Genomic DNA, 11,524 nt, shown 5'->3' on the forward strand with positions numbered 1-11,524 from the left:
CCTTCTCGTGGAGCTGCCGGGAATTGAACCCGGGTCCTCCGTCGTGTTGTTAGGGCTTCTCCGTGTGCAGTCCGCTATGTCTCTACTCGGATCTCTCGGTCACGCGAACAAGCCGAGATGACGATCCCAGTCGCTGTTTGATGTTCCGACCTCACCCGCGACCGGCGAGGACGGTGAGCTCCCATGGATGATGCCGGCAACCGGGTCTGGGAGCATAACCCGGGCCGACAGACTAGCCGGCGCTACTTAGGCAGCGAGGGCGTAGTCGCGCTGATTGGAATCGGCGCTTAATTGGTTGCTGCGACGCTCACGGTGGTCTCCAGCCTGCACCGACACGCTTCCCCTATCTCGACGCACGAAGTCGAAACCGATCAGCCCCGAGTAGGACCCGCCGACCGGAGTCAGCGAGCACTTCAGTCTAACAACTCGTCACTCAGAGTTCATTCCCATTACCGGTCGCCTACCGCTCGCCGCGATCACCAGCGCATTCACAGCTGACCGACAGCGTCGACCAAGACACCGCCGGGATCGTGGAGACCTCGTGAGCCGAGGACGGACTCGGCCGACCGGAGAGAGCGAGACCGACATGACGCCCCCGACCCCTGGCGGACACGACCCCGACAGCACCTCCCCCGCCCCGCCGGCACCCACGGCATCTGACGACGCCGCGACCACACCGATCAACTCGGAGCCGACTCCGGGAGCGAACTCCCACGAGGTCATCGGCGCGGGCGACTCACCCGATTCACGCGGCCCGGTCAGCGAACCCAGCCCGGTGGCCCCGAAGACCGCACCGGCCCGGTCGGCCCTGATCGCCGGTGCAGCCGGGCTGGCCATCGTCGCGGGCGCACTCGGCTTCGGCGCCGGCTACATCACCGGGGACAACTCGACGCCCGAGCGGCCTTCGCCGGCAGCCGTCTGGCAGCAAAGCGGCAACGGGCCCGGGATGGGCGGCGGTCCCCAGATGGGTGGACCCGGGATGGGTGGACCCGGGATGGGCGGTCTGCCAGGCCGACAGAACCGAGACGGCGAGAGCGGCTCCGAATCCGACGACCAGAACGGACCGAACACGTCGCCGGGAACGCCGACTGAGCAACAGGGCCAGGCCGACACCGGCGCCTGAGTCAGCCCATGCCCTTCACGCGGCGGCCGACCTCACGTTCGACCTCGCGTTGAGCGGTCCGCTTGGCGATGTCCTGGCGCTTGTCGTGCGCCTGCTTGCCACGGGCCAGCGCGAGCTCGACCTTCACCTTGCCGTCGTTGAAATACATCGACAGCGGCACCAGCGTGAGGTTGCCGTCGCGGATCTTGCCGACGAGGTTGTCGATCTCGCGTCGGTGCATCAGCAGTTTGCGCTTGCGGCGGACCGAGTGGTTGGTCCAGGAGCCGTTGCCGTACTCGGCGATGTGCAGGGCATGAAGCCACACCTCGCCGTCGTCGATCGTCGCGAACGCGTCGACCAGCGAGGCCTTGCCCGCCCGCAGGCTTTTCACCTCGGTGCCGACCAGGACGACGCCGGCCTCGTAGACGTCGAGGATGGCGTAGTTGTGCCGCGCCTTGCGGTTGGACGCGATCACATTGCGTCCCTTTTCCTTCGGCATGCACTCACCTCCTCGTAGTGTGGTCGATCGCCCTGTTGGTGACCGACCGGTTGCCGATAGCCGACAATCCGAACCGCCCGGACGGACCGATCATTCCCGGACATAGACACGAAGCGTGACATATGCGGTCGCACCCGCCAACACAATTCCGCCGAGCACCAGCCACGGTGCGACGAACAGTACGTCGGTCAGCTCGATCCGGGCGAAGAAGCTGACCCCGTACAACTCGCGTAACGCGTTGTCGAAGAAGAACTTCTTGGCCAGCAGCAGACCGCCGATGGCCAGCATCGAGCCGACAAAGGCCGACACCACCGCCTCGAGCAGGAACGGTAACTGGGTGTACCAGCGGGTCGCGCCGACGAGGCGCATGATCGACACCTCGGTTCGTCTGGTGAACGCCGCGACCTGAACTGTGTTGATGATCAACAGGATGGCGGCGATCGCCAGGACCGAAGCGATGGCGAAGGTCGCGTTGCGGACGCCGTCGAGGACACTGAAGATCCGCTGCACGAGCTTGCGGTCGTCCTTGAAGGCGTCCACCCCCAGGTCTTTCCGCGTCGCGTACTTGGTGAGCACCGCGTCGAACTGGCCGGGATCGGACACCCGCACGCGCAGCGAGGCCGGCAGCGTGCCCTCGACGATGTTCTCGGCGAGATCGGGGTTGTTCGCGAAGATCTCCTTCGCGCGTTTGAAGGCCTCGTCCTTGTCGAGGTAGGTCACCGAGGTGACGCCGGGTTCGTTCTCCAGCCCGCGGCGAAGCTGGGCGCACGGGTCGGACTCGCACTGCGGATCGCGTTCGGTCACCTCGGGATTGAGATAGAACTCCATCTCCACCCGGTCGAGGAAGATCTGCTGACTCTTGTCCGCCATCTGGATCACCAGGAGCCCACCGCCGAACATTCCCAGCGTGATCGCGGTGGTGATGATCATCGCGATGGTCATGGTCGCGTTGCGGCGGAGTCCGTGGAGAACCTCGCTGATGATGAAATTCGCTCGCATGTCTGCTCAGACAGTCCTTGGGTCTCGGGGAAGTGTGTCGGGTCGGGCTGCGCGTCAGCCGATTCCGTACACGCCCTGCGGGTCGTTGCGGACGAGTTGACCGCTGTCGAACTCGAGAACCCGTCGTCGCATCGCGTCGACGATGTGCCGGTCGTGGGTGGCCATCACCACCGTGGTGCCGCGGCGGTTGACCCGGTCGAGGACGTCGACGATCTCCTCGCTGGTCTCGGGATCGAGGTTGCCGGTGGGCTCGTCGGCCAGGAGCACCAGCGGACGGTTCACGATGGCGCGGGCGATGGCCACGCGCTGCATCTCGCCGCCCGACAACTCGTTCGGCATGCGATCGTGCTTGCCTTCGAGGCCGACGTACTCGAGCACCTCCGGCACCACACGCTGGATGGTGGAGCGAGGCCGGCCGATCACCTCGAGCGCGAACGCGACGTTCTCGGCCACCGTCTTCTTCTGGAGCAGACGGAAGTCCTGGAACACACACCCGATCGACTGCCGCAGCTTCGGCACGCTGCGCGCCTTCAGTCGGTTGACGTGGAACTCCCCGAGGTACACCTCGCCGCTCGTCGGGCGGTCCTCCTTGAGGAGCAGACGGAAGAACGTCGACTTACCCGATCCCGACGGACCGATCAGGAACGCGAACTCCCCCTTGTCGACCTCGAAGCTCAGATCTCGCAGAGCGGGTCGACTGGACGCCTTGTACTGCATCGTGACGTTCTCCAGCTTGATCACGATGTGCCAGTGTAACGACGACTCCTGAGAGTGCGTTCAGGCACGACGCCCCAGCTCGGCCACCCGCGTGACCAGCGAGTTCCCCGCCGGGTCAGCGTGTCGGGACCGTGGTGGTCGGCGTCTGTCCGCCGAAATTCGGGAACGGGAGGCCCGGCAGTCCCGGGATGGTGTCGCGGCTGGTGCTCGGGGTCTGCGTCTGTGTCCCGTCCGTCGACGAGCCCTCGGTTCCGTCGACGCCACCGGTGGGCTCGGTGGTCGACGATTCGGTGGTGGTGGTCGTCGACGACGTGGACGGCGGCGCCTCGTACGTCGGCTCCACCGTCTGCGATGTCGTCGGGGCGGGCCGAGCTGGTGCCGGTGCGACGACGCCGTAGCGCTGCGAGGTGTACCCGTAGAGCACGCAGCACGCCAGAAACACGGCGACGAGAATCGCGGTGCTGGTCCGGATCCGGGTCCGCGCCACGTGCCCCCAGTCGAACCGCCGCCGCCTGTCGTCGGAGCGGTCCGGCGACTCCTGTGGTGGCGGGTCCTGCGGGGGGATGCTCTGGGTGGGATCGCCCTGAATGGGTTCGCTCTGTGTGGGAGTCCCCTGCGTGGGAGGCCCCTGCGCGGGAATCCCCTGCGTCGGAATGATCTGGGTCGGGTCGTCGGCGCCGGGGATGGGCCGACCGGCGTGGTTCCCACCGGGCCCGTCGCGGCCGGGCGTGTTCCGGCCGGGGATGTTCGAGTCCGCCATCAGTCTCCCCCGTCCCGATTGCCCTGGTCGGCGTGCGTGGCGGGTGGTCCGCCCGCGGAACGGACCTCGCGGGCGGGCACGTTGATCCCCTCCCGCGCCAACGCCCGGATGATGTGGACGCGCAGCGCACGGCCGACCTCGAACTGCTTGCCCGGCAGCGTCCGGGTCACCATGCGCACGGTGATCGCGTCGAGCTCGAGGCTGATGACCCCGAGCGACGACGGCGCGTCGAGCAGCAGGTCGTGCCATCGCGGCAGCGCGTAGAACTCCCGGCCAACCCGGTCGAGTGTGTCGTTGACGAGCCCGATGTCGGCCTCGGACGGGACCGGCACGTCGACGACGGCTCGGGCCCAGTCCTTGGACAGATTGGTCGCCTTGACGATCTGACCGTTCGGAACGGTGATGACCTCACCTTCCGCGGTACGCAGCTTGGTCACCCGCAGGGTCACGTCTTCCACGGTCCCCTCGGCCGGCGCATTGCCCGTGACGGTCAGATTGACCACGTCGCCGTAGCCGTACTGCTTCTCGGCGACCACGAAGAACCCGGCGAGGATGTCCTGCACGATGCGCTGCGCGCCGAAGCCGAGGGCGGCACCGATCACGGCGGTCGGACCGGTCAACCCGCTCAACGGGATTCCGAACACCGACAGCGTGTGGATGATCACGATGATCGCGATCACCACGATCAGCGTCCAGGCGACGACGTCGACCAGCGCCCGACGATGCTTGGCGTCCTCGGTCTGCACGATGAGGTCGCTGGTCGAGAACCGCGAATCCACGCGCGAGGCGTATTTGTCGGCGAACCAGCGGATCAGGCGGGCCAGCAGGACCGCGCCCAGAATCCAGATCACGATCTCCAGGCCGCTGGTGACCAGCCAGACGTAAACCCGACCGAGGAGCAGTTCGGTCGGGCTCGGCTCAGCGGCCAGCACGAGGTCGGCGGGTGAGGCGATCACGCTTCGGCGGTCGCCATCCGCCAGCGGATCCCGGCCTCGATGAACTTGTCCAGCTCCCCGTCGAGCACCGAGGTCGGATTGTTGTCCTCGACGCCGGTCCGCAGGTCTTTCACCATCTGATACGGGTGCAGCACGTAGGAGCGCATCTGGTTGCCCCAGCTCGAACCACCGTCACCCTTCAGTGCGTCGAGTTCGGCGCGCTCCTCCTGGCGCTTGCGGTCGAGCAGCTTGGCCTGCAGCACGCGCATGGCCGACGCCTTGTTCTGCAGCTGACTCTTCTCGTTCTGACAGGTCACGACGATGCCGGTGGGGATGTGGGTCAGCCGGACCGCGGAGTCGGTCGTGTTGACCGACTGCCCGCCGGGGCCCGACGAGCGGTAGACGTCGACCTTGATGTCGTTCTCGTCGACGTCGATGTGGTCGGTGGTCTCCACCACGGGCAGCACCTCGACCTCGGCGAACGATGTCTGACGGCGGCTCTGGTTGTCGAACGGGCTGATACGCACGAGCCGGTGGGTGCCCTGCTCGACCGAGAGCGTGCCGTACATGTACGGGGCCTTCACCGCGAAGGTCGCGCTCTTGAGGCCCGCTTCTTCGGCGTAGGAGGTGTCGTAGACCTCGACGCCGTAGCCCTTCTGCTCGGCCCAGCGGATGTACATGCGCATCAGCATCTGCGCCCAGTCCGCCGCGTCGACGCCGCCCGCGCCGGAGCGGATGTTCACGACGGCGTCGCGCGAGTCGTACTCGCCGGCGAGCATCGTCTTGACCTCCATCGCCTCGATGTCGGTCCGCAGGCTCTCACGTTCGGCATCGGCGTCGGCCAGCGCAGCCGTCTTGTCGTCACCCTCTTCGGCCTCGGCGAGCTCGTAGAGCACGGGTAGATCCTCGAGGCGCTGGCGCAACTCGGAGACCTTGCGGAACTCCGACTGCGCGTGCGAGAGCTCGCTGGTCACCTTCTGGGCGTGGTCCTGGTCGTTCCACAGGTCCGGGTCCGACGCCTGCATCTCGAGTTCGTCGATGCGACGACGCAGCTCCTCGAGATCGAGCACCTTCTCCACGGTGGTCAAGGTGGCGTCGAGGGAGTCGAGGTCTGCGGTCACGTCGGGATGCACGGTTATCCAGAGTACCGACAGTCGGGCGCGTCAGCGGCCGGCGGATCTACAGAGGGCCGGGACCGGCTTCGGGCATCACCCCGAACCGCCACGACGTCGCGGCCTTCTGCGGTTTGTAGAGGACCGGCAGATCGTCGCCGACCTGCGGCCAGGGGTCGCCCGCGCCCAGCACGAGCGTCCCGTACACCTCGGTCGGACTGGTCTCGGGACCGACGATCGTCCCGGAGATTGTGCAGAACCGGTTTCCGTCCTTGTCGGCCGCACTCTTGGTCGGCTCGTCGTCGCGGTCGGAGACCCCGACGACCGTGAACGTGCCCTGTACGAACTGGGAGGCCTTGGCCGCCGACATCGGCTGCGGGTTGCGGCCGCGCTGCCACTGCACCACCAGCACCACCACGAGAGCCACGATCAACAGGGTGAACGTCACGGTCAGCACCATGACAGCTACCCTACCGGGCATGTCCGTCCCTCCCGGTCCGACGACGTTCAGCGATGACCTCGAGCTCGCGCTCTCGCTCGCCGACTCCGCCGACGCGCTCACCATGGACCGCTTCGGCGCCGTGGATCTGAAGGTGGACGACAAGCCGGATCTCACACCGGTGTCCGATGCCGACCTGGCGTGCGAAACCCTGATCCGCGAACGCCTTTCGGCCCGTCGCCCCGCCGACACCGTGCTCGGTGAGGAGTTCGGCGGCGACGCCGCGCTCTCCGGGCGGCAGTGGGTCGTCGATCCCATCGACGGGACCAAGAACTTCGTCCGCGGCGTCCCGGTATGGGCCACGCTGATCGCACTCCTCATCGACGGCGTGCCCACGGTCGGGGTTGTCTCGGCACCGGCACTTCGCCGACGCTGGTGGGCGGCAACAGGTCTCGGTGCGCACGTGCGCTTCGACGACGAGGATGTCCGACGCGTGTCGGTGTCCGGAGTGGCCGACCTCGGGTCGGCGAGCCTCGCGTTCTCGAGCCTGTCCGGCTGGGCCGATCGCGGCATCCGCGGGAAGTTCATCGACCTCACCGACCGGGTGTGGCGCGTACGCGGCTACGGCGACTTCTTCAACTACTGTCTCGTCGCCGAAGGTGCGGTCGACGTGACCGCCGAACCCGAGGTCTCGCTGTGGGACCTGGCGCCGCTCGACATCCTGGTCCGCGAGGCAGGCGGACGCTTCACCGCCCTCGACGGCACGCCCGGACCCGCCGGCGGCAGTGCGATCGCCAGCAACGGACTGCTGCACGACGAGGTGCTGAGGGCGCTGCGCGTCGACCCTTCGTGACGCTCGCGAGCTCGCTCCTCAGGGACCGGAGGGAGCCCGCTCGCAAGCTCGCTCCTCAGGGACCGAAGGGAGCCCGCTCGCGAGCTCGCTCCTCAGGGACCGGAGGGAGCCCGCTCCCGAGCTCGCTCCTCAGGGACCGGAGGGGTCACACCTGCGTGGCGCTCTCCTTCTCCAGCACCGTGAACTCGGTCGCGTCGTCCTTCATGTCCGCGAGTCGCCCGTAGTGGATACCGCTGCCGGCATCGGACAGGACCGCCTGATGGATGGGGACGGCGACGCGCGGGGCCATCGCCCGCAGGTAGTCGACCGATTCGCTGAGTTTCATCCACGGCGCGGCCGACGGCAGCGCGAGGACGTCGACATGCTCGAACGGGATGTAGAACGAGTCCCCCGGATGCATGAATTGGCCCGGCTCGTCGGCGGTCCCGAGGACATAGGCGACGTTGTCGATGACCGGGATCTCGGGATGGATGACGGCATGCCGGCCGCCGGTGAAACGCGCGGTGAGCGAACCGATCTCGATCTGGTCCCCGCTGCGCGCGGCCGTCCACACGCCGGCCACGTCGTCGTCGTTGAGCTGCTTGGTCGTCTGGGGATCGGCGTAGAGGATCGCGTCGGGGTTCGCGGCGACGAGGTCGGGGAGCTTCGCGACGTCGCAGTGGTCGGGATGCTGGTGGGTGATCAGGATGGCGTCGAGACCGCTGAGGCCGTCGAAACCGTGGGAGAAGTTTCCCGGGTCGAAGAGCACCTTGGTCCCGTCGATCTCGACGAGCAGACAGGAATGGCCGAAGTGGGTGATCTGCATGACTCCACTGTGCCCGTTCACACGACGACCGGGAAGAACCCCCACCCGAACGCGGCGTCGAGGATTCGCACGAAACCGTAGGTCAGCCACACCCCCAGCAGGACGGCGCCGACGGGTCCGAGCACGCGGTCGCGCCAGCCGGCGAGCGGCGCCCCGCGACGGCGCACCAGGGTGACCGTCGCCGCGACGACGGTCACCGCGGTCAGCACCAGGAACACCGGACCGAAGGCATTGAAGGTGAACGCGGACCCGACGTCGCCGTGCATGAAGGCAACCCAGCTCCGGGTGAGTCCGCAGCCGGGACACGGAAGGCCGGTCATCACCGCGAACGGACACAGCGGCGGTCCGCTCTCCACACCACTCGGACTGAACACACACGCGGCGCCGAGCGCGGCGGCACCGACCACCGCGACGGTCGTCGCGCCCACCACCTGAGTGCCTGATAAGCCCTGTTCGCGGCGGTGATCGAGGGTCATGCGGCCAGCGTAGCGGGTGTGGGGAACGGTGGTGTCGGGCAAGTGCGTGACAAACTTCTTACTCCGAAGTAAGGTATGGACTTACTACCGAGTAAGATAGGTCGCATCGACCCTCCACCCACACGTGGATCCACGCACAGACCCCCACCGGGGCGACTGGAAAGAAACGGCTGGTGATCATGACAACTCACACCGAACCGCGCGACACCTCCGCAGTCGGCCGCAACCCGCACCCGCGCAACTTCATCGGCACCGCGATGCGCGTCCTGACCACGGTGACGGGCTCCGAGTTCGCCGAGAAGTACAAGATCCGCGAACCGATCAACCGCATCGCCTACCAGGGCACCAAGACCGGATTCCAGACCCTCGGGGCGGCGAACCGCGCGTTCAAGGCCGCCCAGGGCGGGGGCTCGGGCCAGGCGAAGCGCCTCACCAGCACGCCCAAGGACTACTTCAACCTCACCCCCGACGACGAACAGCAGATGATCGCCGAGACGGTGAAGGAGTTCGCCACCGAGCTCCTGCGTCCGGCCGCACACGACGCCGACGCCGCCGCGGCGGCCCCCGAAGACCTGGTCAAGCGGTCCGCCGAGCTCGGCATCACCATGATCAACGTCCCCGAGGAGTTCGAGGGCGCCGCCTCCGAGCGCGGGGTCGTGACCAACGCGCTCGTCGCCGAGGCGATGGCCTACGGCGACATGGGCCTGGCGCTTCCGCTCCTCGCGCCGAGTGGCGTGGCCACCACCCTGACCAACTTCGGCACCGACGAGCAGCAGCGCACCTACCTGCCCGACTTCGCCGGGGAAAACGTGCCCCAGTCCGCGGTCGTCATCGCCGAGCCGCGTCCGCTGTTCGACGCCTTCTCGCTGAGCACCAAGGCAACTCGCGTGCCGAGCGGGTTCCGCCTCAACGGTGTCAAGTCCTTCGTCCCGGCCGCCGGCTCGTCGGAACTGTTCATCGTCAGCGCCCAGCTCGACGGCAAGCCGGCCCTCTTCATCGTCGAATCCGACAGCAAGGGCCTGATCGTCGAGGCCGATCCGGGCATGGGCGTGCGCGCCGCGGGCATGGGTCGTCTGTTGCTGCAGGACGTCGCCGTACCGGCGACCGCCATCATCGGCGGCGAGGCCGACGCCGCGACGTCGGCGTACCGCGACGTCGTTCGCCTGTCCCGGCTGGGCTGGTCGGCGCTGGCCGCGGGCACCGCACGCGCCGTCCTCGACTACGTGATCCCCTACGTCAACGAGCGCGAGGCGTTCGGCGAGCCGATCTCCAACCGTCAGGCGGTGGCCTTCATGGTCGCCACGATGGCGACCGAGGTCGACTCGATCCGCCTCGTCACGCTGCGCGGTGCCGCGCGCGCCGAGCAGGGTCTGTCCTTCGCCCGCGAAGCCGCACTGGCGCGCAAGCTGACCATCGACAAGGGGCTGCAGATCGGCCTCGACGGCGTCCAGCTGCTCGGCGGCCACGGCTTCACCAAGGAACACCCCGTCGAGCGCTGGTACCGCGATCTCCGCGGTGCCGGCATCGGCGAAGGCATCGTCGTCCTCTGACCGCGTTGTGCGAACGTAGCGAAAGAACCTCTCATGAGCATCAATCTCGAACTCCCGAAGAAGCTGCGCGTCACCGTCGACCAGGCCCATCAGGCGGCCGCGGAGATCTTCCGGCCCATCTCGCGCAAGTACGACCTGCGCGAGCACGACTACCCCGTCGAACTCGACACCCTCGCCAGCCTGTACGACGGTCTGTCCGAGACCGGACAGGCCGGTGCGGGCGCCGACGGCGGACGTAGCCAACAGAAGAAAGCTGAATCATCCAACCGCGCGCCCAAGGCCGAGGGCGCCGTGGTCAACGGCGGCAACATGCAGTCCGTCGTCAACGTGATGGAGACCTCCTGGGGCGATGTCGGCCTCATGCTCTCGATTCCCTATCAGGGACTGGGGAACTCGGCGATCGCCGCGGTGGCGACCGATGAGCAGCTCGAGCGCTTCGGCAAGGTGTGGGCGGCCATGGCCATCACCGAGCCCGGCTTCGGCTCCGATTCGGCCGCCGTGTCGACCACCGCCACCCTCGACGGCGACGAGTACGTCATCAACGGCGAGAAGATCTACGTGACAGCGGGATCGCGCGCCACCCACATCGTCGTCTGGGCGACCGTCGACAAGAGCGCCGGCCGCGCCGCCATCAAGAGCTTCGTGGTGCCGCGTACCCATCCGGGTGTCACCGTCGAACGCCTCGAGCACAAGCTGGGCATCAAGGTTTCCGACACCGCGGCGATCCGCTTCGAGAACTGCCGGATCCCGAAGGAGAACCTGCTCGGCTCACCCGAGGTCGACACCAAGAAGGGCTTCGGCGGGGTCATGCAGACCTTCGACAACACCCGTCCGCTGGTGGCCGGCATGGCCGTCGGCGTGACCCGTGCCGCGCTCGAGGAACTGCGCGCGATTCTCGACGAGGCCGGCATCGAGGTCGACTACGATCGGCCTGCCGCCGACCAGCACGCCGCCGCTGCCGAATTCCTGCGCATGGAGGCTGATTTCGAGGCCGCGTACCTGCACACCATGCGGGCCGCCTGGATGGCCGACAACAAGCAGCCGAACTCGACCGAGGCGTCGATGTCCAAGGCGAAGGCAGGCCGCACCGCCACCGACGTCACCAACAAGGTCGTCGAACTCACCGGCACCCTCGGCTACTCGGAGCGGTTGCTGGTGGAGAAATGGGCACGCGACTCCAAGATCCTCGACATCTTCGAGGGGACCCAGCAGATCCAGAATCTGATCATCGCCCGGCGGGTGCTGAACAAGAGCAGCGCCGAACTCAAGTGATCATC

The 11,524-nt window shown here is 67.3% G+C and carries 13 protein-coding genes and 1 other RNA gene; 4 read left to right on the forward strand and 10 right to left on the reverse strand.

Translation table 11 applies throughout. The features are described from left to right. Positions 1–5: 5 nt before the first annotated feature. Positions 6–379, reverse strand: a transfer-messenger RNA (tmRNA) gene (gene ssrA / locus M4D77_RS21745). A gap of 207 nt (positions 380–586) precedes the next feature. On the opposite strand from ssrA, the gene M4D77_RS21750 reads away from it, so the two are divergent. Further along, complete coding sequence (locus M4D77_RS21750; RefSeq protein ID WP_259937366.1) at positions 587–1,123, forward strand: hypothetical protein; 537 nt, start codon at positions 587–589, stop codon at positions 1,121–1,123. Between the two features lies 1 nt (position 1,124). Here the strand turns inward: M4D77_RS21750 and smpB are convergent, their stop codons facing one another. From smpB to M4D77_RS21785, 7 genes are all read right to left on the reverse strand, one after another. After that, positions 1,125–1,601: an SsrA-binding protein SmpB gene (gene smpB / locus M4D77_RS21755; protein WP_058253665.1), complete on the reverse strand. Its 477-nt coding sequence runs from the start codon at positions 1,599–1,601 to the stop codon at positions 1,125–1,127. Positions 1,602–1,691: 90 nt separating this feature from the next. After that, positions 1,692–2,600 (reverse strand): permease-like cell division protein FtsX, encoded by a 909-nt coding sequence (ftsX, locus tag M4D77_RS21760; protein WP_058253666.1) that lies wholly within the window; start codon positions 2,598–2,600, stop codon positions 1,692–1,694. A 54-nt stretch (positions 2,601–2,654) separates the two neighbouring features. Then, positions 2,655–3,341, reverse strand: coding sequence for a cell division ATP-binding protein FtsE (gene ftsE / locus M4D77_RS21765; RefSeq protein ID WP_058253667.1), 687 nt, complete (start codon positions 3,339–3,341; stop codon positions 2,655–2,657). A gap of 91 nt (positions 3,342–3,432) precedes the next feature. Continuing rightward, positions 3,433–4,077 (reverse strand): hypothetical protein, encoded by a 645-nt coding sequence (locus tag M4D77_RS21770; protein ID WP_259937367.1) that lies wholly within the window; start codon positions 4,075–4,077, stop codon positions 3,433–3,435. Further along, entirely contained in the window at positions 4,077–5,033 is a 957-nt protein-coding gene (locus M4D77_RS21775; RefSeq protein WP_259937368.1) for a mechanosensitive ion channel family protein, read from the reverse strand. Before M4D77_RS21775 ends, M4D77_RS21770 begins: the two co-directional genes overlap by 1 nt. Then, positions 5,030–6,145 carry a peptide chain release factor 2 gene (gene prfB, locus M4D77_RS21780; RefSeq protein WP_068971868.1) on the reverse strand — a complete coding sequence of 372 codons (1,116 nt, stop codon included), beginning with the start codon at positions 6,143–6,145 and terminating at the stop codon, positions 5,030–5,032. Before prfB ends, M4D77_RS21775 begins: the two co-directional genes overlap by 4 nt. A 46-nt stretch (positions 6,146–6,191) precedes the next feature. Next, positions 6,192–6,584, reverse strand: a complete 393-nt coding sequence (locus tag M4D77_RS21785) for a hypothetical protein (protein ID WP_259937369.1) — start codon at positions 6,582–6,584, stop codon at positions 6,192–6,194. A 19-nt stretch (positions 6,585–6,603) separates the two neighbouring features. On the opposite strand from M4D77_RS21785, the gene hisN reads away from it, so the two are divergent. Further along, positions 6,604–7,416, forward strand: a complete 813-nt coding sequence (gene hisN / locus M4D77_RS21790; RefSeq protein WP_259937370.1) for a histidinol-phosphatase — start codon at positions 6,604–6,606, stop codon at positions 7,414–7,416. A 145-nt stretch (positions 7,417–7,561) separates the two neighbouring features. Here hisN and M4D77_RS21795 read toward each other — a convergent pair whose 3' ends face one another. Both M4D77_RS21795 and M4D77_RS21800 read right to left on the reverse strand, forming a co-directional pair. Further along, positions 7,562–8,221, reverse strand: a complete 660-nt coding sequence (locus M4D77_RS21795) for an MBL fold metallo-hydrolase (RefSeq protein ID WP_259937371.1) — start codon at positions 8,219–8,221, stop codon at positions 7,562–7,564. Between the two features lie 17 nt (positions 8,222–8,238). Further along, positions 8,239–8,697, reverse strand: a complete 459-nt coding sequence (locus M4D77_RS21800; RefSeq protein ID WP_058253673.1) for a DUF2752 domain-containing protein — start codon at positions 8,695–8,697, stop codon at positions 8,239–8,241. Positions 8,698–8,876: 179 nt separating this feature from the next. Here M4D77_RS21800 and M4D77_RS21805 point away from each other — a divergent pair, with 179 nt between their 5' ends. Together M4D77_RS21805 and M4D77_RS21810 are read left to right on the forward strand one after the other, a co-directional pair. Beyond that, a complete protein-coding gene (locus M4D77_RS21805) occupies positions 8,877–10,247 on the forward strand; it encodes an acyl-CoA dehydrogenase family protein (RefSeq protein WP_259937372.1) in 1,371 nt (456 codons plus the stop codon). Positions 10,248–10,280: 33 nt separating this feature from the next. Next, on the forward strand, positions 10,281–11,519 hold the full coding sequence (locus tag M4D77_RS21810; RefSeq protein ID WP_259937373.1) for an acyl-CoA dehydrogenase family protein: 1,239 nt from the start codon (positions 10,281–10,283) through the stop codon (positions 11,517–11,519). Positions 11,520–11,524 lie beyond the last annotated feature (5 nt).

This window comes from Gordonia sp. p3-SID1431 (assembly GCF_025143765.1).
GTDB classification, from domain to species: domain Bacteria; phylum Actinomycetota; class Actinomycetes; order Mycobacteriales; family Mycobacteriaceae; genus Gordonia; species Gordonia hongkongensis.

Excerpts from the sequence above, each read along its gene's own strand:
- M4D77_RS21750 (WP_259937366.1), top strand. The coding sequence starts at position 587 with ATGACGCCCCCGACCCCTGGCGGACACGACCCCGACAGCACCTCCCCC.
- smpB (WP_058253665.1), bottom strand. The coding sequence starts at position 1,601 with ATGCCGAAGGAAAAGGGACGCAATGTGATCGCGTCCAACCGCAAGGCG.
- ftsX (WP_058253666.1), bottom strand. The coding sequence starts at position 2,600 with ATGCGAGCGAATTTCATCATCAGCGAGGTTCTCCACGGACTCCGCCGC.
- M4D77_RS21770 (WP_259937367.1), bottom strand. The coding sequence starts at position 4,077 with ATGGCGGACTCGAACATCCCCGGCCGGAACACGCCCGGCCGCGACGGG.
- M4D77_RS21785 (WP_259937369.1), bottom strand. The coding sequence starts at position 6,584 with ATGGTGCTGACCGTGACGTTCACCCTGTTGATCGTGGCTCTCGTGGTG.
- hisN (WP_259937370.1), top strand. The coding sequence starts at position 6,604 with ATGTCCGTCCCTCCCGGTCCGACGACGTTCAGCGATGACCTCGAGCTC.
- M4D77_RS21795 (WP_259937371.1), bottom strand. The coding sequence starts at position 8,221 with ATGCAGATCACCCACTTCGGCCATTCCTGTCTGCTCGTCGAGATCGAC.
- M4D77_RS21800 (WP_058253673.1), bottom strand. The coding sequence starts at position 8,697 with ATGACCCTCGATCACCGCCGCGAACAGGGCTTATCAGGCACTCAGGTG.
- M4D77_RS21805 (WP_259937372.1), top strand. The coding sequence starts at position 8,877 with ATGACAACTCACACCGAACCGCGCGACACCTCCGCAGTCGGCCGCAAC.
- M4D77_RS21810 (WP_259937373.1), top strand. The coding sequence starts at position 10,281 with ATGAGCATCAATCTCGAACTCCCGAAGAAGCTGCGCGTCACCGTCGAC.